At 47.9% G+C, this 24,156-nt stretch carries 26 protein-coding genes, 1 rRNA gene and 1 riboswitch; of the genes, 17 read left to right on the forward strand and 10 right to left on the reverse strand.

Translation table 11 applies throughout. The features are described from left to right. Positions 1-24 precede the first annotated feature (24 nt). Both C7R94_RS03210 and C7R94_RS03215 read left to right on the forward strand, forming a co-directional pair. Positions 25-1,242, forward strand: a complete 1,218-nt coding sequence (locus C7R94_RS03210; protein WP_106778438.1) for an MFS transporter — start codon at positions 25-27, stop codon at positions 1,240-1,242. Positions 1,243-1,358: 116 nt separating this feature from the next. After that, positions 1,359-1,940: an MFS transporter gene (locus tag C7R94_RS03215; RefSeq protein ID WP_233220466.1), complete on the forward strand. Its 582-nt coding sequence runs from the start codon at positions 1,359-1,361 to the stop codon at positions 1,938-1,940. Between the two features lie 262 nt (positions 1,941-2,202). Here the strand turns inward: C7R94_RS03215 and C7R94_RS03220 are convergent, their stop codons facing one another. The 5 genes from C7R94_RS03220 to C7R94_RS03235 all read right to left on the reverse strand — a co-directional run bounded on the left by C7R94_RS03220 (position 2,203) and on the right by C7R94_RS03235 (position 6,526). Next, positions 2,203-3,054 (reverse strand): NAD(P)-dependent oxidoreductase, encoded by an 852-nt coding sequence (locus tag C7R94_RS03220; protein WP_106778439.1) that lies wholly within the window; start codon positions 3,052-3,054, stop codon positions 2,203-2,205. 23 nt (positions 3,055-3,077) lie between these two features. Beyond that, positions 3,078-3,893: a pyrroline-5-carboxylate reductase family protein gene (locus C7R94_RS03225; RefSeq protein ID WP_106778440.1), complete on the reverse strand. Its 816-nt coding sequence runs from the start codon at positions 3,891-3,893 to the stop codon at positions 3,078-3,080. Between the two features lie 96 nt (positions 3,894-3,989). After that, the gene (locus tag C7R94_RS03230; protein ID WP_047073720.1) at positions 3,990-4,670 is read right to left on the reverse strand and encodes a zinc metallopeptidase; all 681 of its coding nucleotides are present in this window, start codon (positions 4,668-4,670) and stop codon (positions 3,990-3,992) included. Between the two features lie 349 nt (positions 4,671-5,019). Continuing rightward, positions 5,020-5,160, reverse strand: coding sequence for a hypothetical protein (locus C7R94_RS30170; RefSeq protein WP_162837772.1), 141 nt, complete (start codon positions 5,158-5,160; stop codon positions 5,020-5,022). Positions 5,161-5,239: 79 nt separating this feature from the next. After that, complete coding sequence (locus tag C7R94_RS03235; RefSeq protein ID WP_106778441.1) at positions 5,240-6,526, reverse strand: glutamate-1-semialdehyde 2,1-aminomutase; 1,287 nt, start codon at positions 6,524-6,526, stop codon at positions 5,240-5,242. 165 nt (positions 6,527-6,691) lie between these two features. On the opposite strand from C7R94_RS03235, the gene C7R94_RS03240 reads away from it, so the two are divergent. The 4 genes from C7R94_RS03240 (at position 6,692) to C7R94_RS03255 (ending at position 10,222) form a co-directional block, all read left to right on the forward strand. Next, positions 6,692-7,534: a protein phosphatase 2C domain-containing protein gene (locus C7R94_RS03240; RefSeq protein ID WP_233220467.1), complete on the forward strand. Its 843-nt coding sequence runs from the start codon at positions 6,692-6,694 to the stop codon at positions 7,532-7,534. Between the two features lie 89 nt (positions 7,535-7,623). Next, positions 7,624-8,634 (forward strand): ABC transporter ATP-binding protein, encoded by a 1,011-nt coding sequence (locus tag C7R94_RS03245; RefSeq protein WP_047073723.1) that lies wholly within the window; start codon positions 7,624-7,626, stop codon positions 8,632-8,634. Further along, complete coding sequence (locus C7R94_RS03250; protein WP_007729824.1) at positions 8,627-9,421, forward strand: ABC transporter permease; 795 nt, start codon at positions 8,627-8,629, stop codon at positions 9,419-9,421. Before C7R94_RS03245 ends, C7R94_RS03250 begins: the two co-directional genes overlap by 8 nt. A gap of 3 nt (positions 9,422-9,424) precedes the next feature. After that, the gene (locus C7R94_RS03255) at positions 9,425-10,222 is read left to right on the forward strand and encodes an ABC transporter permease (protein WP_106778443.1); all 798 of its coding nucleotides are present in this window, start codon (positions 9,425-9,427) and stop codon (positions 10,220-10,222) included. A 181-nt stretch (positions 10,223-10,403) separates the two neighbouring features. On the opposite strand, the gene C7R94_RS30940 is transcribed toward C7R94_RS03255, so the two are convergent. Continuing rightward, on the reverse strand, positions 10,404-10,577 hold the full coding sequence (locus C7R94_RS30940) for a putative holin-like toxin (protein ID WP_158264648.1): 174 nt from the start codon (positions 10,575-10,577) through the stop codon (positions 10,404-10,406). 144 nt (positions 10,578-10,721) lie between these two features. Next, positions 10,722-10,876, forward strand: a riboswitch (FMN riboswitch). A gap of 233 nt (positions 10,877-11,109) precedes the next feature. Here C7R94_RS30940 and C7R94_RS03260 point away from each other — a divergent pair. Both C7R94_RS03260 and proS read left to right on the forward strand, forming a co-directional pair. Then, positions 11,110-11,721, forward strand: coding sequence for an ECF transporter S component (locus tag C7R94_RS03260; protein WP_106778444.1), 612 nt, complete (start codon positions 11,110-11,112; stop codon positions 11,719-11,721). A gap of 313 nt (positions 11,722-12,034) precedes the next feature. Then, positions 12,035-13,501 (forward strand): proline--tRNA ligase, encoded by a 1,467-nt coding sequence (gene proS / locus C7R94_RS03265; RefSeq protein ID WP_106778445.1) that lies wholly within the window; start codon positions 12,035-12,037, stop codon positions 13,499-13,501. Between the two features lie 52 nt (positions 13,502-13,553). On the opposite strand, the gene C7R94_RS03270 is transcribed toward proS, so the two are convergent. Both C7R94_RS03270 and C7R94_RS03275 read right to left on the reverse strand, forming a co-directional pair. Then, positions 13,554-14,192 carry an HAD family hydrolase gene (locus C7R94_RS03270; RefSeq protein ID WP_106778446.1) on the reverse strand — a complete coding sequence of 213 codons (639 nt, stop codon included), beginning with the start codon at positions 14,190-14,192 and terminating at the stop codon, positions 13,554-13,556. A gap of 75 nt (positions 14,193-14,267) precedes the next feature. After that, positions 14,268-14,885 (reverse strand): winged helix-turn-helix domain-containing protein, encoded by a 618-nt coding sequence (locus tag C7R94_RS03275; protein WP_106778447.1) that lies wholly within the window; start codon positions 14,883-14,885, stop codon positions 14,268-14,270. Positions 14,886-15,041: 156 nt separating this feature from the next. On the opposite strand from C7R94_RS03275, the gene bcp reads away from it, so the two are divergent. From bcp to C7R94_RS03295, 4 genes are read left to right on the forward strand one after another with little or no spacing between them, the layout of a single operon-like run. After that, the gene (gene bcp, locus C7R94_RS03280) at positions 15,042-15,512 is read left to right on the forward strand and encodes a thioredoxin-dependent thiol peroxidase (protein ID WP_047073733.1); all 471 of its coding nucleotides are present in this window, start codon (positions 15,042-15,044) and stop codon (positions 15,510-15,512) included. Between the two features lie 37 nt (positions 15,513-15,549). Further along, positions 15,550-16,602 (forward strand): M42 family metallopeptidase, encoded by a 1,053-nt coding sequence (locus tag C7R94_RS03285; protein WP_106778448.1) that lies wholly within the window; start codon positions 15,550-15,552, stop codon positions 16,600-16,602. Positions 16,603-16,611: 9 nt separating this feature from the next. Beyond that, positions 16,612-17,373: a class I SAM-dependent methyltransferase gene (locus C7R94_RS03290; protein ID WP_106778449.1), complete on the forward strand. Its 762-nt coding sequence runs from the start codon at positions 16,612-16,614 to the stop codon at positions 17,371-17,373. Between the two features lie 26 nt (positions 17,374-17,399). Beyond that, positions 17,400-17,948: a cob(I)yrinic acid a,c-diamide adenosyltransferase gene (locus tag C7R94_RS03295; RefSeq protein ID WP_106778450.1), complete on the forward strand. Its 549-nt coding sequence runs from the start codon at positions 17,400-17,402 to the stop codon at positions 17,946-17,948. A gap of 42 nt (positions 17,949-17,990) precedes the next feature. Here C7R94_RS03295 and C7R94_RS03300 read toward each other — a convergent pair whose 3' ends face one another. After that, complete coding sequence (locus C7R94_RS03300) at positions 17,991-18,899, reverse strand: complex I NDUFA9 subunit family protein (RefSeq protein ID WP_106778451.1); 909 nt, start codon at positions 18,897-18,899, stop codon at positions 17,991-17,993. Positions 18,900-19,017: 118 nt separating this feature from the next. Here C7R94_RS03300 and nth point away from each other — a divergent pair, with 118 nt between their 5' ends. From nth to C7R94_RS03315, 3 genes are all read left to right on the forward strand, one after another. Beyond that, complete coding sequence (gene nth, locus C7R94_RS03305; protein WP_047073743.1) at positions 19,018-19,704, forward strand: endonuclease III; 687 nt, start codon at positions 19,018-19,020, stop codon at positions 19,702-19,704. Positions 19,705-19,855: 151 nt separating this feature from the next. Further along, positions 19,856-20,290 (forward strand): peroxide-responsive transcriptional repressor PerR, encoded by a 435-nt coding sequence (perR, locus tag C7R94_RS03310; protein ID WP_047073745.1) that lies wholly within the window; start codon positions 19,856-19,858, stop codon positions 20,288-20,290. A gap of 273 nt (positions 20,291-20,563) precedes the next feature. Then, a complete protein-coding gene (locus tag C7R94_RS03315) occupies positions 20,564-22,297 on the forward strand; it encodes a glycosyl hydrolase family 18 protein (protein WP_106778452.1) in 1,734 nt (577 codons plus the stop codon). A gap of 98 nt (positions 22,298-22,395) precedes the next feature. Here the strand turns inward: C7R94_RS03315 and C7R94_RS03320 are convergent, their stop codons facing one another. Further along, a complete protein-coding gene (locus C7R94_RS03320) occupies positions 22,396-22,770 on the reverse strand; it encodes a YgzB family protein (RefSeq protein ID WP_047073749.1) in 375 nt (124 codons plus the stop codon). 117 nt (positions 22,771-22,887) lie between these two features. On the opposite strand from C7R94_RS03320, the gene C7R94_RS03325 reads away from it, so the two are divergent. Both C7R94_RS03325 and C7R94_RS03330 read left to right on the forward strand, forming a co-directional pair. Further along, the gene (locus C7R94_RS03325) at positions 22,888-23,748 is read left to right on the forward strand and encodes a hypothetical protein (RefSeq protein ID WP_106778453.1); all 861 of its coding nucleotides are present in this window, start codon (positions 22,888-22,890) and stop codon (positions 23,746-23,748) included. Between the two features lie 248 nt (positions 23,749-23,996). Then, positions 23,997-24,156: ribosomal RNA gene (locus tag C7R94_RS03330) — 16S ribosomal RNA — on the forward strand; the annotation flags it as partial.

Below are 24,156 nucleotides of genomic sequence, written 5' to 3' on the forward strand. Positions count from 1 at the left end.
GCAGATGGGATTGGAGGGAATCCGATGGAGATATGGCGCCGTAATTTATATGTGCTCTGCGGATCGTTGTTTTTCGTCATGGTGGCGATGAGCATGATCATGCCTTTTTTGCCGCTTTACATTCAGCAGGATTTCGGAATTGAAGACCCTCATCAAGTCACGGCTTGGGCGGGGATTATTTTTGGAGCCAACTTTTTGACGGCGGGCCTCGTCTCGCCTATTTGGGGAAATTTGGCCGATAAGCACGGGCGCAAGATCATGATTTTGCGCTCGGGATTTTTCATGTCCATTACCATGGCAATGACCGGTTTTGCGGGAAGTCTGTGGCAGCTTTTGGCCCTTCGTCTGCTTAATGGACTCGTAGGGGGAATCATCCCTGCCAGTACCGCATTGGTAGCATCCTCTGTACCAAAAGAACGAATTGGCTGGGCAACAGGGTTGCTTCAGTCTTTTATTACAGCCGGAACCATTATGGGACCGCTGTTTGGCGGCGTTCTTGCGGAGAAGATCGGCTTTCGGATGATTTTTGTGATTACCGGTTGCGTATTATTACTGGCGACCTTGGTCATTACGTTTACGGTGAAAGAGAATTTTGTTCCACCTGAAAAAAAGGAACGGTCGAGTCTACGGGAAGATTTTCAGATGATCTTCTCTTCCAAAGAACTCCCGGCGCTCTTTTTTGTAACCGTAATGATCCAGTTTGCGTTGTTTAGCATTATCCCTGTGCTGCCGATCTACATATCGCAGTTGCTCGGTTCGGAAGGGGCAAAGGTAGCGTTGTGGGCCGGTATTGTCCAGGCATGCATGGGGGTAGCCAACGTCTTTGCCTCGCCACAGTTAGGGCGTCTAGGAGATCGGTTTGGTTCGCAAAAGGTGCTCTTGTTCTCGCTTTTGGCGGCCGCAATCATCTTTATTCCACAGGGTCTCGTACATACGGTATGGCAATTGGTCGCACTTCGCTTTCTGCTAGGCTTGTCGCTGGGAGGATTGCTTCCATCCGTCAATGCTTTGCTGCGAAGAGCAACACCTGTACATATGGTCAGTCGCGTTTACGGCTATAACAACAGCTTTGTCAGTATCGGCAGCATGCTTGGACCGATGATTGGCGGCTTTTTGGCAGGCTATGTGAGCATTAGCGGAGTCTTTTACATGACGAGTGCTTTCTTGTTTATTAATGCAGGCTGGGTGTACTACAGCTTTTTCCGAAACAAATCTGTACAGCCTGATTCTGGAATAGAATAAAAGGTAATTTTCGCGAAAAGAGGTGCACCTCCATTGTGATGGCGAGTCGGTGTGAATAACTTCATATTCCATCAGGACGCATAGGCTGGTCCTGAACCGACAGGAGGGTGCGCTTCATGTGGCATCGACGCTTTATTTGTCTCTGGGCGGGTCAGACATTGGCCAACCTTGGGGATGTATTTTATATTGTCGCGTTTATTTCGGTCATGTATGCTGCAACTGGTTCTGGCATGTACACGGCGTTTATACCGGTTGTCATCGTGGCGTCGCAATCTGTTAGCAGCCTGTTGGCTCCGCTGGTTTTTCAGCGAATGTCGCTTGCGGGGATGCTCGTGCTGTCGCAAGGCTTGAAGACGATACTTTTGGCTGTAGCCTCAATAGCTGTCAGCAGCGGTGTAGGAGAGCAGGGAGAGTGGATCTGGCTGTTGTTCGGATTGGGGCAGCCATTGCCTTTATGGATGGCTGGGCCGCAGGGGGATTACTCGTTTCTTGGCTGGGAGCAGGGGTTGTTCTGTGGGGAACGGTGGACGATTGATTTACTCGTTTTTGGCGCTTCTGCCCTGGTGATGGGGGCTATCGCTGAATGGCAGGGAGTCCGGGCTGTTTATGATGTATCTGCTGGATTGTTGCTCATCGCTTTCCTTTTGGCGTTGCGCTTGCAAAAAAAGCAGACGGACCGTGGGGTTACTTTAAATTAAACACGAACAGGCTGTCTCATCCGTAGACTTTTCTACTGGTAAGGCAGCCTTTTTTGATGATAGGCTGCTTTGTCATCCTTCACGGATTAGGCTGAAAATCTCGGTGATGCATAGCATACTCCTCCTTTTGTATCCAATATACGTCAAACATAGGTGTATGCTCTGCGTGGGATGTGAAAAAACAGCGGCCAGTCTAAGCCGTTAATTTCAGGTCTTAGGTAGCCGCTGTTTCATTTATATAGCGTCAGTCTAAATAGGAAACCTATTTTTCACCAAGGTGACGCAGGATCGCCATCAAATCGAGCTCTCCCAATCCTGATTCCAGTGCATGCCGATAAGTGGCATTGACGGATTCTGCCAAAGGTGTAGAAACGCCTGCTTCATGCGCTAGTCGAAGGTCCTTGGCCATATGCTTCAGGGCAAAGGCAGCCGGATAGTCGTCAGCGAGGATCGACGCTGCTTTTCCGCGGATTAACGGGGTTCCCACGGCGCTCTCGGAAATGATGTCCAGCATCTGCTCTGTTCCAATACCGAGAGAGCTAGCGAACAGCAGTGTCTCAGAGACACCTTGTACCGTGATGCCAAGCAACAGGTTGATCGCCAGCTTGGCAGATGTGCCAGCGCCGTTTGGTCCCAAATAAAAGGCTGCTTTGCCCAGCTTGTCCAGCATCGGCTTGGCTATCTCATAATCTGCCTGCTCGCCGCCTACCATGATCACGAGCTTCCCTTCTTTTGCAGGTCCTACACTGCCAGAGACAGGTGCATCAAGAAAGCGCAGCCCAGCTTGTTTGGCCTGCTCGGAAAGAAAACGGGAAGTATCCGGTGAAATTGTACTCATGTCCACTGCCAGTTTTCCTTGCACAGGAAGACTCAAGAGACCATCTGAGTCCGTATAAATTGCTTTTACGGCATCATCGTCGCTTACCATGGTGAACAGTACGTCGCTTTGTGCTACCAGCTCGGATAAAGTCGCAGTCTCTTTCGCACCCAATGCGACCAATGGTGCAGCTTTGCCTGGTGTACGGTTCCAGACACGTACGTCGTAGCCTGCAGCCAGCAGATTGCTAGCCATTGGTATGCCCATGTTTCCCAAACCAATCCAACCGATGATCATCGTCTTGTTCTCCTATCCGCGATTTATGCTTTCATTTGTTGTTGGACAAGTATTTTCAGAGCAGCGTGCTTGGATTCTGTCATCGCAAACAACTCGTCAAACCCAGAAGGAAGCGTCTTGTCAAGAACACGCAAGCCTTCCTCGGTAATACCACCTTTGGTAGCAACACGCTCGATTAGCTGGTCGAAGCTAAGCTGTTCGTTTTTGAGCAAAAGAGCGGTTCCCAGCATCGTTTCCACCAGCATGCTTCTCGCAGTATCCAAGTCAAGCTCTGGTGTTTTGCGAACCGCTGCCTGCGCAAACGAATCAAGAATCCCTGCGATCAGTCCTGGGGCGCTGCTAGTGAGGATCGTCGCTGTTTCGATCTCGACCTCAGATACTTCCTGTGATTGACTAATGGAGGACAGGAGCGTGAGAAGCTCAGTGCGATCCTCCACACTTGTTCGACTGCTGCATGTAAATAGAGATACACCGTGCAGCTCTTGCGATGTGACGGTAGGAATTACCTTGCTTACGGCACCAGCATGGACGGTTTCCAAATCATCGATGCTAACACCTGCTGCTACAGAAACGATATGTACACTTTCAGGGATAGACAACGCATGCAGTATAGGCAGGATATCCAGTGGCTTTGTGCAGAGAAAGACCAGTTTTGCCTGGTCGCACACCTCTTGCGCACTTTCGGCTATGAGAAAGCCATATGATGCTTGCAGATGTTCAGCCTTTTCTCTTGTTCGATTGAAGACGGTAATATGCTCGGGCTGGATCACACCGCTTTTACAGAGTGATTTCACCAGCATTTGTCCCATACTGCCTAATCCAATGATCCCAATTCGCATGTGCAAAAACCCCCCGTCTTATTGTAACGTAGCCTCATGAAAAAAGGTACAGCCTCCCATGTAAGAGAGCTGTACCTTTGCAGTTTCCATTAACAATTAGTCGTCAGAGCTACGGAAAATCATGATGTATTTCGCCAACTCCAAAACAGAGATCAGAGCGGCAGCTACGTACGTCAGAGCCGCTGCACCGAGTACTTTGCTTGCGCCACGTTCTTCTTCATTTCGGATGAAGCCCATTTTGAGCATCAGGTCTTTCGCGCGGCTGCTTGCGTTAAATTCGACAGGCAGTGTTACGAGCTGAAAGGCAACTGCTCCGGAGAAGAAGATAATCCCAATGAGCAAAAGGCCAGCCATTTTAAAGAAGAAACCAGCCAACAGCAGCAATGGCGCCACACCGGACACCAGGTTGACTACTGGGAAAATACGATGGCGAGCTACCAGCATCGGGTAAGAGACCTTATGCTGAATCGCATGGCCGACCTCGTGACAAGCAACGGACAGAGAGGCAATCGAGTTGCCGAAGTATACAGGATCAGACAGGCGTACGACACGGTCAGTCGGGTCGTAGTGGTCAGTCAATGTACCTGGGATATGTTGAACAGGAACGTTCGTCAAGCCGTTGGCATCGAGCATGCGGCGAGCGGCCTCTGCACCGGTTAGACCGGAGGAGGTAGGAACTTCGGCGAATTTGTTAAAAGTTCCTTTCACACGGAACTGTGCCCAGAGCGACAGTCCGAATGCAATCAGAATCAGGAAATCCATAGGATGGAAAAACATTCCACACTCACTCCTCGTTATAATCTATGAAAACGAAATGTTGCTAAGCCATACATGTAACCTTACTACTTCATTCTGTCCCATATTCATATATACGAATAAGTCCTATGACAGTTTCACTATTTTATTGTACAATCTCTGACCATTATTGACAATGTTGCCGCATGCGAAAAAACAGACACATTCCTCGTCATCATGAGAGGGAATGTGTCTGTTTTGATACTCTACGTGTAAGAAAGTTTACGTGCATCACCGCGCGAGCAACAGTGCTTAAACTTTCTGGAGCGCATAAAAACTTTCCGCTAAAACGCGGTCGCTCCTCCTTGAACAATCCTCGATAAAGGTTTTTTTACCTGTCGTGATTTTGGGTTTTGTGATGCTCGGTTTTTCGCGGGTTTTGAAAGCCCTTCACTTCGAGCATTTTACTGCTCATTTTGGAATCCAACGTCTTTTCAGGAGCCTGCGGATATGATTTTTCACCTTTGGACACCGAAATATCCTCCTCGAAAACATAATCGCCAACAGGCTTATTATTTCCACGGACGGACGCGAAAGGACGTGGAAATGGTTTACAGCTGAGAAAAGGCGCGGTCTACAGCAGCAATGGTGTATTGAATGTCTTCTTCTGTATGAGCTGTCGTCACGAACCAAGCTTCATATTTGGATGGTGCAAGACATACACCTTCATTCAGCATCAGTTGGAAGAAGCGAGCAAATATTTCTCCGTCGGCTTTCTGAGCTGCATCATAATCATGAACAGGCTCGTCCATAAAGTAAACAGCCAATGCCCCTTTTACACGATTAAGCTGGATGGTTACGCCGTGTTTGTTTGCCGCTTCGATGATTCCGTTCGCAAGCATAGCGCCTAGTCGTTCGAATTCATCGTACACGCCCGGCTGTTTTAATACTTCCAGGCAGGCAATTCCCGCACGGATGGAAGCAGGATTACCAGCCATTGTTCCTGCTTGATACGCAGGTCCGAGTGGGGCGACTTGCTCCATGATTTCCCGACGACCGCCATAAGCTCCGATTGGCAGACCGCCACCGATAATTTTGCCCAATGCCGTCAGATCAGGCTCTACTCCAAGGAGGTTTTGTGCGCCGCCATAGCAGAAGCGGAAGGCAGTAATCACTTCATCATAGACGACAAGTGCGCCAGCTTCGTGCGTGATGCGGTTAACCTCTTCCAAGAAGCCAGGCTCAGGTTCTACGATACCGAAGTTGCCGACAATCGGCTCAACGAGGACGCAAGCCGTTTCGCTTCCCCATTTACTCATAGCTTCTGCGAATGCTTCGATATTATTAAAAGGTACAGTAATGACTTCGCTGGCAATGCTTTGTGGAATACCTGCACTGTCCGGAATCCCCAAGGTAGAGGGCCCAGAGCCGGCAGCAACGAGCACCAAGTCAGAGTGGCCGTGGTAGCAGCCTGCGAATTTAATGATTTTGACACGTCCGGTATAGGCACGTGCTACACGAATGCAGGTCATGACTGCTTCTGTACCGGAGTTGTTGAAGCGAATGCGCTCCATCGAAGGGATTGCTTCGCGAATCATGTTTGCGAAGGTAATTTCCCATGGAGTAGGCGTACCGTACAGGGTTCCGTTGGCAGCGGCTTCGCAAATTGCTTTGGTCACATGTGGATGTGCATGGCCAGTAATGATGGGGCCATATGCTGCTAAATAGTCAATATATCGATTGCCGTCCACGTCCCAGAAATACGCGCCCTGGGCACGTTCCATCGTTACGGGTGCTCCCCCGCCTACGGCCTTGAAAGAGCGGGAAGGGCTGTTTACCCCGCCTAGAATGACGTCGAGTGCTTGCTCGTGCAGTTGCGCGGATCGTTCACGTTTCATGCATATTCCCTCTTTTCTTTTGGAACTACCTCTTTTGGAAAAAGTCCTTCATTATCTTACCACAGCTATTCAACAACTGGATATGAACGGAGAGCTATAGATGCTGGAAAGGAAAAATGATACAATTTTCAAGCAAATCACTCCATGGGTAAAGGCGGGGTCATCATGAAACTTGAATGCATCTCCATGAAAGGAAGCGGCAAAAGCAATGAGGACGCCTATGTGATTCAGCAGGTCAAGCATGTGTATGCGGTCATCGACGGAATTACATCGCTGATCCCGTATGAGAGCGCAGCAGGACAGACAGGCGGAGCTATCGCGGCTGAACTCGTAAAAAAGCAGCTGGAAGCAATGCCGGAGGATGTAGCTTTGCACGATTATTTGGGGACGATAAACGAAGCTCTTCAGGAACAGATGCGGCATAGCGGCATCGACCTTGAGAAAAAGGAAGCATTGTGGGGAGCTGCGTGCGCAGTCGTCCATGTAGGAGATGCCCATATCGAGTACGCGCAGTTGGGAGATTGCATGATATTTGCCGTTTATGATGATGACATGGTAAGACCCCTGACGCATACGCAAGTCAGTCATTTGGAACAGGCCGCCTTGGCGAAGTGGGAAGAAGGAATCAACGAAGGATTGTGTACCCGAACAGAGCTGCACGAACGATGTATGGACATCCTGATCCATAACCGCTATCAGGCGAATGGACCAGGAGGCTACGGAGTGTTGAATGGTGATGCTGCCTGTCGGGATTTTATTGAATATGGACGCATGAATCGAGTTGGCGTGAAGGCATTGGTACTGGTAACGGATGGACTTTTCATGCCAAGAGCTTTAGGTGGAGCACAGCCAAGGTGGGAAGAAACGGTGCTGCCGATCGTACATAAAGGGCTGCAACGATATACAGATGAGCTCATCGCTCTGGAAAACAACGATCCCGAATGCATCCGCTATATCCGCTTCAAAAAGTCTGACGACAAAACGGGCATGATCCTATTTCTTCAATAACAGTTTGGTGCAGTTTGCCTTTTGCACAATTCGATTGACTCATATACACTACAAATGGTATTTAAGCGAAGAAAAAAGGACGGTTTTGCATGATTCAGGTAAATCATTTACAAAAGGATTTCCGCATCCATCAGTCCAGACCGGGCCTTGGTGGTGCTTTTCGTGATTTGTTCAGTCGAGAGTACAAGACAGTAAAAGCGGTGGATGACCTTTCCTTTACAGTAGAGGAAGGGGAAATGTTCGCGCTGATTGGGGAAAATGGAGCCGGAAAATCGACCACGATCAAGATGCTGACCGGTATCTTGACCCCGAGCGATGGCGAAATCGTCATTAACGGCTATGTTCCTTTCAAGCAGCGGGAAGAGTACGTTCGATCCATCGGAGTTGTGTTCGGGCAGCGCTCTCAGCTTTGGTGGGACTTATCCCCGATAGAATCCTTCCGTCTGTTGAAGAGTGTTTATAAGGTCGACGAAGCAGAAGGAGAAAAGTGGCTGGAGCGTTTGATTGAGGAGCTGGAAATTTCTCCTTTCGTCAGTCAGCCAGTGCGCAAGCTGAGCCTCGGACAGCGGATGCGCTGTGAAGTGGCTGCTTCGTTGATTCATAAACCGCGCCTGCTGTTTCTCGATGAACCGACAGTTGGACTGGATGTGCTCGTTAAGCAAAAAATCCGTGAGTTTCTCCGCAATCTAAACGAGACGGAAAATATGACGATCTTATTGACGACTCACGATGTGTCAGACATCGAAGCACTCTGTAAACGCGTGCTTGTCATGGACAAAGGGAAGCTGATCTTCGATGGCTTGCTGAATGACCTCAAGGAAAAATGGGGCAATGGGACTGAGGTGTCCTTCCAAATGAAAAAGCGAACTTCAGCAGCCGCACTCCGTCAGGCATTGGGAGAGATGCCTTGTGAGATCGAGCAAATTAATGATTTTACCCTCAATGTAAAAGTAGCGCGGAGTCAGGAGATGCTGCCCTTTGTGTTGTCGACAGTCATGTCATCCTTTGAAGTCAGCGACGTGAAAATCGAGGAGACGAGCACAGAGGACATCGTTCGCAACATTTATTCCTCAGACCAAGAGGTAAGAAGCCATGCGTAAGCTTTATATGGAACTCATCCGCATGAGGTTTTTGACGATGCTTGCCTATCGTGTGAACTATTACAGCGGGATCATTATCTACGCGATCAACATCGGTGCGTATTACTTCTTATGGGGAGCGATCTACGGAGGCCAGCAGCAGCTGGGCGGGCTTACGGTGGAACAGATGACTTCCTACGTTGCGATTGCTTGGATGTCGCGGGCGTTTTACTTTAATAACATCGATACAGAAATAGCCCAGGATGTCCGAGAAGGCAAGGTCGCGATTGAAATGATACGCCCTTATAATTACTTGTCTGTGAAAACGGCGCAGGCGTTTGGGGAAGGGATTTTTCGCTTTCTCTTTTTCGCGGGTCCAGGGATTTTCCTTATCAGTCTGATCATTCCGTTCAGCTTCCCGGCGACGGCAACTGGATGGGGACTGTATTTAATCAGCTTGATGTGTGCGTTTTTGATCAATACACAAATCAACCTGGTAACAGGCTTGCTGACTTTCTTCCTGTTCCGAAACGATGGCATGATGCGAGCCAAGCGGGTCGTAGTGGATCTGTTGTCTGGTCTTGTGCTGCCGATCAGCTTTTTCCCAGGCTGGGCGCAAACGGTAATGGGGTATCTTCCTTTTCAGGCGGTTAACTACTATCCGAGCCTGATCTTCACAGGTGCGATTACAACGGAACGTTCCTGGGAGTTGATCGGTTTTCAGGTCATCTGGATGTTTGTCATACTGGTTCCCATCTTGGTGATGTGGCGTCTTGCCCGCAACAAGCTGGTTGTGCAAGGAGGGTAGAGCATGCAAGACATGAGACATATTTTCAGTATTTTTGCCGACTACCTGAGCCAGTATTTCAAGACGAGGCTTGCCTATCGAACGGATTTTCTCGGGGACTTTGTGTCCAATCTGGTTTCAGAGTTGATCAATCTCATCTTTATTATTGTCGTGTTCACCCATGTCCCGCTGATGGGGGATTGGACGCGTGACGAGATTATCTTTATCTATGGGTTCTTTTTGGTTCCGTACGCGTTATTCTCGATGTTCTTCGGTTTTTGGGACTTCAACGAACGGTATATTATCCGGGGAGAGATGGATCGCATCCTGACGCGACCGATTCACAATCTGGCGCAGGTGTGCCTCGAGTCGATTGCGCCTGACCGCATTTTTGGAGTCATAACGGGGATCATCATCATGGGGTATGCTGCGATTCAACTCGATTTGTCGTTTTACTGGTACGACGTGTTCATCTTTATCGGGCTTTCGATCAGCGGAGCACTGATTTACGGTGGCGTGTATACCGCGATTGCTGCGGTTAGCTTCTTTTCCGACTCGCGGACAGGAATTGCCCCGATGATTTACAACATCCAGCAATATGGGCGCTATCCGGTAGACGTGTACAACAAGGCTATTCGTTTTGTGCTCACCTACGTGCTGCCGTTTGCTTTCGTGGGTGTTTATCCGGCGGCTTACTTTTTGCGCAAGGAAGTCTGGTACACGTATGCGGCAATGACGCCGGTAGTGGCTGTTGTTTTCTTCGGGATTGGACTGTTGGTCTGGAACTGGGGAGTCACGAAGTATCGGGGAGCGGGTTCTTGATTATTTATAATCCGAAGTCGTTGTGGTAATATTAGATGTAACGAGATCGAAAAGCATAAGGTAAAAAAAGACCGTCCTGGCTGCAACCGGAACGGTCGGTACAATAGGCGCTTCCCGCAAAGGGGTGCGGCTCAATACTTTGGTGTGAAATAGACCGCTGAGGTGCGAACTCAAGGGCGGTCTATTTCTTTTTGGTCAAGGTAACAACCAAGCCGATTAAAGCGACCAGGAACAACCCAAACTGGAAAAGCAGTCCGAGTGTTTCGTGGTTACCACAGGCCTCACCCATTTCTATGGGGATGAGCCGCGACCACCCTTGAGGAGCCGATTCTATTGTACAAGCGAATAATAGCATAAGGTGCTCTCTAGTTAGCAAGTGTCTTTTTTATTTGTTATTTCACACTAAACTCATCGGAAAAATAAACAAGAAGTGTCGCTTTGGCAGTTTCCTCTATTGTCAAATCAAAAAACAGCAGTATAATATGCTGTATACAACTACACATTCCTTCGGGGCAGGGTGAAATTCCCGACCGGCGGTGATCATGCTTTATGCATGTTAAGCCCGCGAGCCTCCCGAGCTGCAAGTAGCGACGGAGTGCAGGATCTGGTGTGATTCCAGAGCCGACAGTACAGTCTGGATGGGAGAAGGATGACGACAGTACGTTTATCACACGTGCTTGTTTGCCTGTGCAAAACGGGATGAGAACGTAGAGGCCAGCCCTCTTGTTTCTTATACCTTCTATTTGCGCATGGTTTTGTCATACGCTTGCAAATGCCCTGTGGAACATAGCCACAGGGTTTATTCTGTTTGTGTAACAAGACGTGTGAGCTTACAACGACTGTTGCCATTCCTCAAGAAGGAGTAGAAAAATGAGGAGATGGTAAACATGAAAGAAACAGCGCTGCATTCTTCGCGCACACGTGCAACCCAAAAGCTGGTGACGATTCCCATGCTGGCGGCGGTTGCATTCATTTTGCAGTATCTAGAGGTTCCCGTACCACTGATGCCAAGCTTTTTGAAGCTCGACTTCAGCACACTCCCGGCATTGATCGGGGGACTCATGTACGGACCTGTAGCGGGCATAATTATCGAGGTACTGAAAAATACACTGCACATGCTCTTCAAAAATACAGATGGTCTTTTGATCGGTGAGCTCGCAAACGTCGTAGCAGGATCAAGCTTTATTTTTGCGGCTGTCTACATGCAGCGTCTCGGCCAAGGCAAAAAAGGCTTCCTGACTGGTCTTGCTCTGGGAACGATTTTGATGACGATTGTCATGGCTGTGGCAAATGCATATGTACTGTTGCCAGCGTACGCTGTGCTTTATCAAATGCCGATTGAACAGCTGTTGACTATGTTCAACGCGACAAGCATCTGGTCATTGGTCCTGTACGGTATCGTGCCGTTCAATCTCTTTAAAGGTGTAATGATTTCAGTCGTCGCGTATCCGATCTACGTGAAGCTCGGCTCCAGAATCGCTGTGCGTACAAACAATTGACAACCACGATATGACTCGCTAATATGTTTACTTAATAGAAAGTCACAAAAGGCTATGAAAGGACCCGCAGCTATTCCCTCGTAACAGAGAGTCGGCCCTAGTCTGGAAGGCTGATACGCAAAGGATAACTGCACCCCATCCTGAAGCCGCTGGTGAAGAGCTTAGCCGGATGCCCACCGTTATCGGGTTATCGAGAGGACTATGGTGTATGCTGTAGTCAATCAGGGTGGTACCGCGGAAGTTAATCCTCCGTCCCTTTTTGGGATGGGGGATTTTTTGCATTTTACGTAAGAACAAAAAGGAGCGTAGACGGATGAAAGAGGACAAAGCGTTTGTAAAAGAAATTACACCGCAATCGGAGGATTTTTCGCGTTGGTACATTGATGCCATCAAAAAGGCGGATTTGATGGACTACACACCGGTACGCGGCTGCATCGTGTTCAAGCCGGATGGCTTTGAGCTATGGGAGCGAATTCAAGAGGCGATGAATAAGCGCTTCAAGGAGACAGGGCATCGCAATGCCTATTTCCCGATGCTGATCCCCGAGTCCTTCTTTCAAAAAGAAAAAGAGCATATTGAGGGCTTCAATCCAGAGCTGCCTTGGGTAACGGAGGCTGGGGGCGAACCGCTAGAGGAAAAGCTCGCGCTGCGTCCAACCTCCGAGACGATCATCGGACATATGTACAGCCAATGGATTCAGAGCTACCGCGACCTGCCTGTATTAATCAACCAATGGGCAAACGTTTTTCGCTGGGAAAAGCGGACGATGCCATTCTTGCGGACATCGGAATTTCTGTGGCAGGAAGGCCACACGGCACATGCGACAGAGGAGGAAGCTCGTCAGGAAACGATGCAAATGCTGGAGATTTACCGAGAGGTCGTCGAGCAGGAGCTGGCCATTCCGGTTTGGAAGGGACAAAAAACACCAAGTGAACGCTTTGCTGGTGCTGTTGACACGTATTCCATTGAAGCGATGATGAAGGATGGCAAAGCAGTGCAGGCGGGTACCTCGCACTATTTGGGCGATAAATTCGCGCGCGGCTTTGAAATCAAGTTTTTGGATCGTGACAATCAGTTCAAGTACGTTCACACCACATCATGGGGCACCTCTACGCGACTGATTGGTTCGATGATCATGGTGCATGGGGATGACCGCGGTCTAGTTTTGCCGCCTCGCATGGCTCCGACACAGGTTATTATGATCCCGGTCGGTCCGATGAAGCTGCGTGAGAAAGTCATGGAGGCGTTTGATCCACTCTTTGACGAGATTAAGGCCGCAGGAGTGCGTGTCCGTGCTGATCTTCGCGAAGAAACACCAGGCTGGAAGTTCAATGAATGGGAAATGCGCGGGGTTCCTCTGCGTCTGGAGCTCGGCCCGCGTGACGTGGAAAATGGTCAAGTAATTTTGGCTCGTCGTGATACAGGGGAAAAGGTGACAGTTTCACTTGAAGGTATCGCGCAGACCGTTGTTCAACTGTTGGAAGAGATTCAGCAAAATATGTTTCAAAAAGCACTAGCCTTCCGTGATGAGAACTCACATTTGGGGATCGATACACTGGAGCAGCTATCCGCTCATATTGCCAAAAGCGAGAGCGAAAACAAAACGAGCGGATGGGTGTTAGCTGGCTGGTGTGGGGATGATGCCTGTGAATCGAAGATCAAGGAAGAGACCAAGTTCACCTCTCGCAACATCCCGTTTGAGCCTCCTGTACAAAAGAAAGCCTGCATTTGCTGCGGCAAAGAATCACAGCATAGCGTCTGGTTCGGCCGGGCGTATTAATCGAAAAGAGGGTGTGTCCACGCATCGGCGGCAGGGCACACCCTTTTTTCATCTAGCGTCCGAGTATCCAATCGGTAAAAGCTTGCACATCCGTAAAGTGGTAGTCAGGCTCGGGATCGAATTTTCCCGACTTTTGTGTAACGAAAAGCCAATCCACACCGACTGTACGCAAACCAGCGGCCCGACCAGCCAACACATCAGCATCACTGTCACCTACGAAAATTGTTTCCGCAGGCGTAACGCCTAGCTGTTTCATAGCAGTAAAAATACCTTCTGGGTGAGGCTTTGGATGTGTAACCTCATCCCCTGTGATCACGACGGAAAAATACTTGTCTAATCCCCATTCTCGAAGGGAGATGTCAGCGCTTTTTCGTCCTTTTCCGGTTACGATTCCCATTTGGATGCCTGCTGCGTGAAGTTCATCGAGCATGCTTCGGATATTTTCCGGGTTTTGTACGCGGGAGTGTTCATCTGTGTATACACGATAAAAATGAGCGAGGGCGTTGTTATGAGCATATGTGGGAAGCTTGTTTTGCAAAATGCCTGTCTCTGTGGGACCAAAGAGAGCTACAATCTGCTCGTCGGTGTAATGCTCTTGTAAAAACTGCTGAAAGGTAGAGCGAAAAGCGGTGAAGATCAAGGGGAGGGTATCGGCAACTGTGCCGTCAAAATCAAACAAGATTGTCCGCATTGGAGTCCTCCTTTGATTAGATAATGAAAATGAAAAAGAAAGAAAACCATCGTATCTGATGGTTTTCTTGGTGACTTACTCATCCGAGTCATCAAAAGGATCATCTACATCATCTGTTGGGTCAGCTGGAGTCAAGGGGAACAGGATGTCGAAAAACTTGAATTTTCGACGACCAGATTCCTTTTTGAACCCTTTGTACTTTTGCAACAGCTCAGAGATGTCTTCAACAAATTGATTGCGTTCATCTTGACTCAAATAAAATTCAGTCAAATTATAAGCGAACGTATTTTGGTATTCTTTCCGAACATCTTGGTCACTTGCGACGAAGCGATTGAGAGTTCGCATGAGGTCCTTTTCCGTAGTACGAAACGGAGTAAACATGACATCGCTTAATTGTTGAGCGTTTTCTTCAATCATCAATTGAAGCTTGACCTGAATAACCTTGGCAACAGGCTCATAATATTTCTCCACAATGGAGCCTTTTACCCGGGTATCCACTTGCTCGAGCAGTCCGACACGCACGAGCTCCTTCACATGGTAATGTAGCCGTGCTGCATTTTCGCCTAGTTCTGTAGCGATTTGTTTGGCCGTTCTGGGCTCCAAATCTTCAAAGAGTTCCAAAATTTTAACCCGTTCCGCTATAGCAAGCGATTTTAGCGCTTCTGGATCTGTTACTTCAAAAAACTCTTTCATGCGAATTCACCATCCAACTGACTAGGCCAAATTTTATTTTTTTTTATTCTATCCTTTTCTGGATCAAAGCGCAACTTGTATGCGGATGAAGTGGCTACTAGATTGTGGTAAAATGGGACCAGCAAAAACAGGATATTATCGAGAGGAGGGAAAAGTTTGACGGCAGTAGGACAAGCTGCACCTGCATTTACTTTGCAGGCGAGCAATAATCAGACCCTCTCACTTTCCCAATTTCATGGCCAAAATGTAGTGCTTTATTTTTATCCAAAGGACCAAACGCCGACATGTACTACAGAAGCATGCGACTTCCGTGATTTCCATTCGGGCTTTGCCGAGCTGAATACAGTTGTTCTCGGAATCAGTCCGGATTCTGTGAAATCGCATGATAAATTTATCGCGAAGCACGAATTGCCGTTTCCACTTCTGGCAGATCCGGATCACCAAGTGGCAGAGGCTTATGGTGTATGGGTGTTGAAAAAAATGTACGGACGAGAGTATATGGGCATTGAACGTACTACGTTCGTCATCGACAAAGAAGGCAACGTCGCAAAAGTATGGCCAAAAGTAAAAGTCAAAGGACATGTGCAGGAAGTGCTTCAATTTATTAAGGAAGAGCTTCAATCCTAATGTTTATTTCGCAATGGGCGAATGGAGGAGCATACAGATGAGTGTATCTACGGAATATGTTGTACAAAGCTTTTGTCAATTGGCGAACATCCTAAGTCCGTCTGGCAATACGAAAAAAGTAATGGCTTGGGTTGCACAGGAGTTAGAAAAGCTTGGCGTTTCTTATAGACGGACAAACAAAGGGGCAATTGTTGCAACAGTAACGGGGGCAAATAACGACAAAGCAAGACTCTTGACCGCGCATGTCGATACACTGGGCGCGATGGTAAAAGAAATAAAGAGCAACGGGCGCTTGAAGCTGACCTTGATCGGCGGCTTTGCATTCAATGCGATTGAAGGGGAGCACTGCGTTGTAGAGACTGGCAGCGGCCGTCTTGTAACCGGTACGATTTTGTCCACCAAGGCCTCCGTGCATGTATACAGCTCAGAAGCGGGGAAAGCTGAGCGTAATGAGGCGAATATGGAAGTTCGACTGGATGAAAAGGTCACAACCAAAGAGCAAGTCCTTGCGCTTGGGATTTCCGTCGGAGATTTCGTCTCCTTTGATCCGCGGGTGAAGGTAACGGAGAGCGGCTTTATCAAGTCCCGCCACATTGATGATAAAGCAAGCGTAGCTGTACTGCTGGGGGTTCTGAAGGAACTGAGTGAATCCGGCGTGAAGCTGCCATACACCACGCACTTTTTTATCAGCAATAATGAAGAGATCGGCTACGGCGGCAATTCCAGCATCCCTGACAACGTGGTGGAGTACCTGGCTGTCGACATGGGCGCGATTGGGGACGGACAGACGACAGATGAGTTTTGCGTGTCCATTTGTGCGAAGGATTCCACAGGACCTTACCACTACGGATTGCGCAGCCATCTGACCAAGCTCGCACAAGCGAACGATTTGAACTATCAAGTAGACATTTATCCCTACTATGGTTCTGACGCAAGTGCTGCGCTGAGAGCAGGATATGACGTTGTCCATGGCTTGATCGGACCGGGAGTAGATGCTTCACACTCTCATGAACGTACACATAAAGAAGCGCTCGACAACACGGCAAAGCTCGTAATGGCCTACCTTCAATCAGAAGAAATGCAAGCATAGGAGGACCAGATGAGCAATATGTATCAATGGGCTGACTACTATGACCTCACTCAGCGCGGTGTTGCGGGTGATGTTGAGTTCTATCTGGAACAAGCCAAGCTAGCAGGGGGAAAAGTGCTCGATCTCGCTTGCGGCACCGGGAGAATCAGCATTCCGATGGCGCAGGCTGGCATCGACGTTACCGGAATTGACCTATCCCAGGATATGCTGGCAAGGGCGCAGGCAAAAGCAGAGGAACAAGGTGTGACATCCGGCTTGAAGCTATTGCAAGGGGATATGCGCGCCTTTGATCTGCAGGAGTCATTTTCGCTGATTATGATTCCTTTTCGGTCGTTTTTGCACCTGTTGCATGTTCAAGAGCAAATGAAGGCATTGACGTGCATTCGCAAGCACCTGGCTCCAGGCGGGAAGTTCATCATGAACGTGTTTGTGCCCAAGATTCATCATTTTTACGAGGAAAATGAAAAAATGTCCTTGCGTGGCACCTATCCACTCCCATCGGGGGAAGAGGTTGCGATGTGGGATTACACCCGTTATGACCATTTTCAGCAACTGTCCGAAGTGACACGCATATACGAGCGTACAGATGCACAGGGAGTTGTGACGGAACGGGTGAAAGGTCGATTTACTCTCCGCTACATTTTCCCCGCGGAGCTCCATCATCTGCTTCGTTTAAACGGCTTGAAGGTCACACAACGATACGGTTCTTTTGCAAAGACACCTTTTGATGCAAATAGCTCAGAATTGATTCTGATCGCAGAAGCTTTGTAAACGGAACCTGAGGGAGGGGATATGGAATGAAGATTTATACAAAGTCAGGGGATAAAGGTGAGACGTCGCTGGTTGCAGGTGTCCGCGTGCCAAAGTTTGCGGACCGTGTAGAGGCATACGGTACATGCGATGAAGCCAACTCGCAGATTGGATTGGCCCTGTCCCTGTTGCCTGAGACAGAAGAGTGGAAGGATTTGCAGGATGTCTTCCATGTCATTCAGACAAAACTGTTCCATGTGGGGGCTGAGCTGGCGACTCCAGAAGGCAAGAAGGTCGGTTGGCCAATTGCAGAAGAGGACGTTACTTTTCTGGAAGAGCAAATTGACATGTTAGATGCAAAGTTGCCTCCGCTCACCAATTTTATTTTGCCTGGCGGACATCCAGCAGCGGCTGCCTTCCATGTTTCACGTACGGTCGTCAGACGTGCAGAGCGCAAAGCAGTTCATGTGGCACAGCAGGAGCAGGTAAACCCGTCTGTGGTCAAATACCTCAATCGATTGTCCGATTATCTGTTCGTTGTGGCTCGTCATATAAATAAAGAGACAAGTGCAGTTGAAAAAACGCTCCACGAATAGGCAAAAGCCCCCTAGGTTTAAGCAGGGGGCTTCCGTTTTTTATTAGGCACGCAGGTAAGTGGTGATTCCCGGGAGAAAGTCGATTTTCTCTGTGTGAAAAGTATCGTAGAGAAGCTTTCCGTCCTTACATGCGTTTCCTTCTAGCAGCATAGTGAGCTGCGTGTTGGTTATCGGGAAGAATGGAAATCTCTCCATCATATTTACCACAGGCTTCATGAAAGCAAGGGGAATGTGAATTTTATTGACCTTCCGCTTTCCGATTGCCTCGCCAATCTTATCCAGGATTTGCCCGTAGGAGAGTGGTTCGGGCCCACCTGTTTCGTAAATTTGATTGGTTGATTCGGGTCTGCTCAAGGCTTGGACGAATACATCGGCCACCGTCTTGCGAGCGACAGGCTGCAAAGGGTAGGAGCCATCGCCAATGACCGGTGTGACAGGTAACCGGACCAGATCGGCGAGCATGTTCACGAATTCATCCCCGGGACCAAAAATGACGGATGGACGGAAAATGACGTATGGAATACCGCTCGCTTGCACAAGCTGCTCCGCTTCGTATTTGGTTCGATGATAGGCGCTCGTGGCGTTTTCGCGTGCACCAAGGGCACTCATATGCACAAAACGCTTGATTCCAGCTAGCTTGGCTGCCTCCAGTACATTTTTTGTACCCTCTACATGGATACGCGAAAAGTGAATGCCTTTCCCCGGTTGTTCGCGAATAATTCCGACGAGGTGGATGACAGAATCGCAGCCTTGCATCGCTCTCAACAATGATTCTTTATTAAATAAATCGCCTGTCGCTTCCGTTATATGTGGATTGGCCGTTTCTTTGTAGGGAAGCTTACCTGTTGAACCAGCTCTGGTGAGGCAAACCGTCTCATATCCTTCTGCCTGCAAGCGCTCGAGTATACCCCGTCCAACAAAACCTGTGGCACCAGTCAGGAATACTTTCATGGAAAACCTCCTCCCGTTAAATACTTCCAGACTCATTGTACAACAGTTGCAGTCTGCGGTGCTATCGATCGATATGTTGACCAAGGCGGTATAATGTAGGGAAAAGGGGGATATATTTATGGCACAACGCAAAGTACCTGTTGCCGACATTTTGGATAATTTGCAGCAGCTTTATCCGGATGCGCACTGTGAATTGAATTATACAACCCCGTTTGAACTTCTCATTGCGACCATTCTTTCTGCCCAATGTACGGATAAACGGGTAAATGAGATTACCGCACCCATGTTCCAGCAGCTAAACCAGCCGGAGCATTACCTTCATTTGACACAGGAAGAAATGGAAGAGCATATAAAAGGGCTCGGGTTGTATAAGAATAAGAGTAAAAACATTTTAGAGACCTGTAGAATCTTGTACGAAAAATACAATAGCGAAGTTCCACAAACGCACGCCGAGCTCGAAGCGTTGCCGGGAGTAGGGAGAAAGACTGCAAATGTCGTTTTGTCCAATGCATTCGGAATTCCTGCGATCGCGGTGGATACGCATGTATTCCGCGTAGGGAACCGGTTAGGTCTTGCGAATAGCGACAATGTGGACGAAGTGGAGCGTCAGCTCATGAAGCGCATTCCGAAAGAGAAGTGGACGGATGCACATCATTGGCTAATCTGGCACGGCAGACGTGTATGTTCGTCGCGCAATCCACAATGTGGCAGTTGTACCCTTCAATCCATGTGTAAGTTTGCACAGGCGGAAGCCAAAAAAGCTAAAAAACCTGCAACTAAAAAGCCTGCAAAAGCAAAGGGATAAACTTGATTTTCCACTTCTTTCTGTTCAAATCGAATGAATGGATATTGACAGTTTTCGCCGACTAGACGTACACTTATTTATAGTAATTCTAATCAATGACATTAGAGAAGCTTGTTCTTTTGTCTTGCGAAAGACTGTGGGGTGTAACAAGATGGTACAACGTGTGGAGAAAGCTGTTGAAATCCTGAAGAATACCGGGGTTCGCATGACACCTCAGCGCCATGCAATTTTGACCTATTTGCTGGAAACGATGACCCACCCGACGGCTGACGAAATATATAAAGCCCTTGAAGGCAAATTCCCGAATATGAGCGTTGCAACGATTTATAACAATCTACGAGTCTTTAAAGATGCTGGATTGGTTACAGAGCTCACTTACGGGGATGCGTCCAGCCGATTCGATGCCAATGTGGAAGAAGATCATTATCATGCGATCTGTTCCTCCTGTGGTGCAATCAGGGACTTCCACTTTCCGTATTTGCGGGATGCAGAAGTAGCTGCTTCCAAAGACATCGGCTTCAAAGTAACCGGACATCGTATGGAAGTTTATGGCGTTTGTGATTCCTGTCAAAAGAATCCCCACTAAGAATGTATTTGATGGATGAGCACCTCCTGCTTGAATCGGATAATCCCGGTGATGCAGGGGGTGTTTGCTTTTGGAGGACATCCCCCTTTCTGTCGATATCTGTAACCTTTTGGCTTCTCGTACGTCTTCTTTTTGGTAGGAAGCTTGTTCGTGAATTACCAGAATACAAAAGGTTGTGAATGGATTGAACCAACGCTATGATCGGAATAATGAGTCAAATCATACAGCCCAAGTCAAAAGACAGGCTTATGTACCGGGAAGCAGGTGGAGATTATGAGCAGGGAGTCAGGCAGAACTCTGCGACCAAGACGAAGAAAACGAAGGGCTTTTCGCATGCTGTTTTTGTTGAGCTTTTTCTTGTTGGCCATTTTCGGCAGCATTTACTGGTTTTTTGTACTTCGTGCCTCTACCGAGCATGTGCAGCCGTATAATGGTGACAAAAATGTGATTGTATACGAAGGCTCGCGGAAAGAGTCCACGTATATATTGGAATCAGATCAAATATTGCTGCCTTTTGATTTCCTTAAAGAAAACATTGATCCAGCGATTTTTTGGGATGAGCCTACACATTCCGTTATCGTCACGACGAAGGATAAGGTGCTTCGGATGGAGAGCGGAGAAGTTGTCGCCTATCTGAACAAAAAACCTGTAGATTTACTCGTTCCGGTTAAAGAGGTAGAAGGTACACGCTATGTCCCGTTGGATCCTTTGGAAAAGCTGTATCCTTATTCTTTTGAGCGAAAAGCAGATACGGGTGTATTGGTCGTCGAAAAAGAGGGCTACGAAATCCAGCAAGCGAAAGTGATCGCTGCCGAGGAAAAACAAGCAGTCCGTACCGGAGCTTCTCACCGAACCCCGATTGTAGCAGAACTGTCTGCGGGTGAGGTTGTCGACGTTCTTGGCAAAAAGGATAACTGGTATCGCGTTTTGACGGCCTCGGGTGTCGGGGGATTCATTTCAGAGAAAAGTATTGAAATGACGGATGTCCGCAAAGTCCAGCTAGAGCACACGACTGCTACTGGACAACAACATGATGCTTGGAAGCCTGAGGGAAAGATCAACCTCGTCTGGGAGCACGTCGTCAGTAAAAATCCGGATGTTTCAAAAATTGGTGCATTACCAGGGGTAAATGTAGTAACTCCTACTTGGTTTGAAATGAAGGATGCAGAAGGAAATCTAATGAACAGGGCCGATCCTGCGTACGTCAAATGGGCTCATAAAAGGGGCTACAAGGTTTGGGGATTAGTTACAAACGGTTTTAATCCAGATTGGACCAAATCTGTTCTCAGTAGCTATGACAAGCGAGATCAATTAATTGCCCAACTCTTGTACTACGCTCATCTATACGATCTCGATGGCATCAACATCGATTTTGAGAACGTATATTTAGAAGAGAAAGAGGAGCTCGTTCAGTTTGTTCGGGAGCTGACGCCGTATCTCCATCAGCAAGGACTGACCGTTTCTATAGATGTGACGATCAAGTCAAACGCTAAGCAATGGTCCATGTTCTTGGATCGGAAAGCTTTGGCCGAGGTCGTCGATTATGTTGCGGTGATGACATATGATGAGCATTGGGCAGCGAGTCCAAAAGCTGGTTCTGTCGCATCATTGCCATGGGTGGAGCGGGGCTTGCAAGGAGTGCTGGAAGAAGTCCCTAACGAAAAGCTGCTGCTGGGTGTACCTTTTTACACTCGCTTGTGGACAGAAGCCAAGCAGGCTGATGGCACTGTGAAGGTGAGCTCCAAAGCTTATTCCATGACAAAAGCCCAGGAATGGATCAACGAACGCAAGCTGACACCAGTTATGGATGAAGCTTCAGGCCAACATTACGTGGAGTATAAAGACCCGAAGGATGGCAACGTCTATAAAATGTGGATAGAAGACGTAACTTCTATGAAGAAGCGTATGGAGATCGTCAATAAGTACGACTTGGCTGGTGTAGCTTCTTGGCGCCGTGGTTTTGAGGTGCTGGAGATATGGCAAGCAATTGATGAGACTCTGAAATAAAAAATAGACAGCTTTCACGAAAGAAAGCCACCTGCACCCCGAATGCTCGGGAATTAGCAGGTGGCTTTTTACGTATGAGAAGGAATCATATTATGTCTTTATGTCTGATTTTGCTGAGGATGTCCGTCTTCTAGGCGTAATGGTTGTCCACAAAACATACAGGCGTCTTCTTTACCCAGCATCTTCGTGACTTTTTGGCATGAAGGGCATTGCACCTGCGGAGCAGATGTGGAGACCATCCCGGAAATCATAAACAAGACTGTACTGCCCATTGTCAGAATGAACCCGATGATCAAAAGCAGCGTCATAAAAATGTAAGAGCCTTTCAAGAGGCTTCCAAGTAAAGGAATAAAGTCCAAATAACCTGCAAAAAATGCGTACCCTGTATACATCAGCAAAATGCCGATTACCATGCTCCAGTTGCCCCATGTGCGCATGCGTTTGATCTTGCTCAGGCGTTCTGTATTTTTCATGATCATTCCTCCTACCCTATAGTATAGCATACAAAGGATTTGTCTGTTGACAAGCAGGAAACCGACAAGACTTGTAGAATCCATAAGTTCAACCCAGGGGGCAGGGAGGAACAAGGCATGACTTTCAGGCAGACGTATCTGAAAAATCTCCAGCAGCGTTTGGATGTGCAAGCGGTGCTTGTTTTGAATGATTCGGATATGCTAGTGCCCTTTCGCGAGGGAATCTTTTATTTCGTCGTAGTAAATGAGCCCCAAGCTGATGGTAAAATCCGTCGCATGCTTTTTCAGGAACAAGTGATCATCGAGCAGCAAATCAGCACGTGGCAACTGGAGAAGGGAGCCATCTGCGGTTTGGATGAGCGACTTGCAGAGATGCTTCGAAGGGCAGAAATCGTTTGGGACAAAGATCATTATATGAAACAAATGAAGCTGCGCCTGGCTAGTTTGTCATCTTCCCTCCAGAAAAAACATATCTGTAGGGAGTATTCCCAAATCCTTCGTTTTTTTCACGAGACAAAAGAGTTTTTGCAGCAAGGTATGATGCTGGATGCGCATCACTCTGCCATTCAAACGATTCACTATTTGGCTCGTCTCATTGTATATGAAGCGGGAGATCATCCTCAGCCAGCTTTATGGACGCAAGTTAAACAGATAGATCCTTCTATTTATAAGTTGTATGAGGAGCTATCTTTTAATGCAGAGGCATTGGAGAAGCGAATTGAACTACTTGTGCTGGCAATTGAATTTTGGATTGCATCCAGAACGAAGGAATCTGTTCGATACTTGCTTGAGCTCATGGAAACGAAATCAGGGCCTTGGCGTTTGGAAGAGCTGATGAATCATCCGATGATTCAAGAGGCAGAGATCGAGATTCCTCTCGTGGTAGATAAGATGCTTCAGCGCTTGTTGATCCAAGAAGTCGTATGTAAAGAAGGGGAAAATGGCGACAGAGAAACAGGTTTTATTTTAATGAGATAAAAATTTTTCAATTAGTGTTGACTTCTGTGTGTGATCCATGCTATATTAACAAACGTCGCTGCTGCGCTAACGCAGAGCGGCCGAGAAAAAAGTTTTAAAAAAACACTTGATTTCGCAAGTGGTTATGTGTTAAATTAATAAAGTCGCCTCTGGGCGGCGAAACGAAAATGCTCTTTGAAAACTGAACAGCGAAAGCGTTAATGAGTCTATCATTAAATGATTTGCCAGCTTTGAACCAGTAACAAACTTTATTGGAGAGTTTGATCCTGGCTCAGGACGAACGCTGGCGGCGTGCCTAATACATGCAAGTCGAGCGAGTCTCTTCGGAGGCTAGCGGCGGACGGGTGAGTAACACGTAGGCAACCTGCCTCTCAGACTGGGATAACATAGGGAAACTTATGCTAATAC

The organism is Brevibacillus sp. NRRL NRS-603, from assembly GCF_003013445.1.
Lineage (GTDB): Bacteria > Bacillota > Bacilli > Brevibacillales > Brevibacillaceae > Brevibacillus > Brevibacillus formosus.

What these genes read in the sequence shown, in the direction of transcription:
- nth (WP_047073743.1), top strand. Translation starts at nt 19,018, where the DNA reads ATGGCACAACGCAAAGTACCTGTTGCCGACATTTTGGATAATTTGCAG.
- C7R94_RS03250 (WP_007729824.1), top strand. Translation starts at nt 8,627, where the DNA reads ATGCGTAAGCTTTATATGGAACTCATCCGCATGAGGTTTTTGACGATG.
- perR (WP_047073745.1), top strand. Translation starts at nt 19,856, where the DNA reads ATGGTACAACGTGTGGAGAAAGCTGTTGAAATCCTGAAGAATACCGGG.
- C7R94_RS03315 (WP_106778452.1), top strand. Translation starts at nt 20,564, where the DNA reads ATGAGCAGGGAGTCAGGCAGAACTCTGCGACCAAGACGAAGAAAACGA.
- C7R94_RS03290 (WP_106778449.1), top strand. Translation starts at nt 16,612, where the DNA reads ATGAGCAATATGTATCAATGGGCTGACTACTATGACCTCACTCAGCGC.
- C7R94_RS03255 (WP_106778443.1), top strand. Translation starts at nt 9,425, where the DNA reads ATGCAAGACATGAGACATATTTTCAGTATTTTTGCCGACTACCTGAGC.
- C7R94_RS03285 (WP_106778448.1), top strand. Translation starts at nt 15,550, where the DNA reads ATGAGTGTATCTACGGAATATGTTGTACAAAGCTTTTGTCAATTGGCG.
- C7R94_RS03215 (WP_233220466.1), top strand. Translation starts at nt 1,359, where the DNA reads ATGTGGCATCGACGCTTTATTTGTCTCTGGGCGGGTCAGACATTGGCC.
- C7R94_RS03235 (WP_106778441.1), bottom strand. Translation starts at nt 6,526, where the DNA reads ATGAAACGTGAACGATCCGCGCAACTGCACGAGCAAGCACTCGACGTC.
- C7R94_RS03275 (WP_106778447.1), bottom strand. Translation starts at nt 14,885, where the DNA reads ATGAAAGAGTTTTTTGAAGTAACAGATCCAGAAGCGCTAAAATCGCTT.
- C7R94_RS03240 (WP_233220467.1), top strand. Translation starts at nt 6,692, where the DNA reads ATGAAACTTGAATGCATCTCCATGAAAGGAAGCGGCAAAAGCAATGAG.
- C7R94_RS03295 (WP_106778450.1), top strand. Translation starts at nt 17,400, where the DNA reads ATGAAGATTTATACAAAGTCAGGGGATAAAGGTGAGACGTCGCTGGTT.
- C7R94_RS03230 (WP_047073720.1), bottom strand. Translation starts at nt 4,670, where the DNA reads ATGTTTTTCCATCCTATGGATTTCCTGATTCTGATTGCATTCGGACTG.
- proS (WP_106778445.1), top strand. Translation starts at nt 12,035, where the DNA reads ATGAAAGAGGACAAAGCGTTTGTAAAAGAAATTACACCGCAATCGGAG.
- C7R94_RS03245 (WP_047073723.1), top strand. Translation starts at nt 7,624, where the DNA reads ATGATTCAGGTAAATCATTTACAAAAGGATTTCCGCATCCATCAGTCC.
- C7R94_RS03325 (WP_106778453.1), top strand. Translation starts at nt 22,888, where the DNA reads ATGACTTTCAGGCAGACGTATCTGAAAAATCTCCAGCAGCGTTTGGAT.
- C7R94_RS03225 (WP_106778440.1), bottom strand. Translation starts at nt 3,893, where the DNA reads ATGCGAATTGGGATCATTGGATTAGGCAGTATGGGACAAATGCTGGTG.
- C7R94_RS03210 (WP_106778438.1), top strand. Translation starts at nt 25, where the DNA reads ATGGAGATATGGCGCCGTAATTTATATGTGCTCTGCGGATCGTTGTTT.
- C7R94_RS03300 (WP_106778451.1), bottom strand. Translation starts at nt 18,899, where the DNA reads ATGAAAGTATTCCTGACTGGTGCCACAGGTTTTGTTGGACGGGGTATA.
- C7R94_RS03320 (WP_047073749.1), bottom strand. Translation starts at nt 22,770, where the DNA reads ATGAAAAATACAGAACGCCTGAGCAAGATCAAACGCATGCGCACATGG.
- C7R94_RS03220 (WP_106778439.1), bottom strand. Translation starts at nt 3,054, where the DNA reads ATGATCATCGGTTGGATTGGTTTGGGAAACATGGGCATACCAATGGCT.
- C7R94_RS03260 (WP_106778444.1), top strand. Translation starts at nt 11,110, where the DNA reads ATGAAAGAAACAGCGCTGCATTCTTCGCGCACACGTGCAACCCAAAAG.
- C7R94_RS30940 (WP_158264648.1), bottom strand. Translation starts at nt 10,577, where the DNA reads ATGCTATTATTCGCTTGTACAATAGAATCGGCTCCTCAAGGGTGGTCG.
- C7R94_RS03270 (WP_106778446.1), bottom strand. Translation starts at nt 14,192, where the DNA reads ATGCGGACAATCTTGTTTGATTTTGACGGCACAGTTGCCGATACCCTC.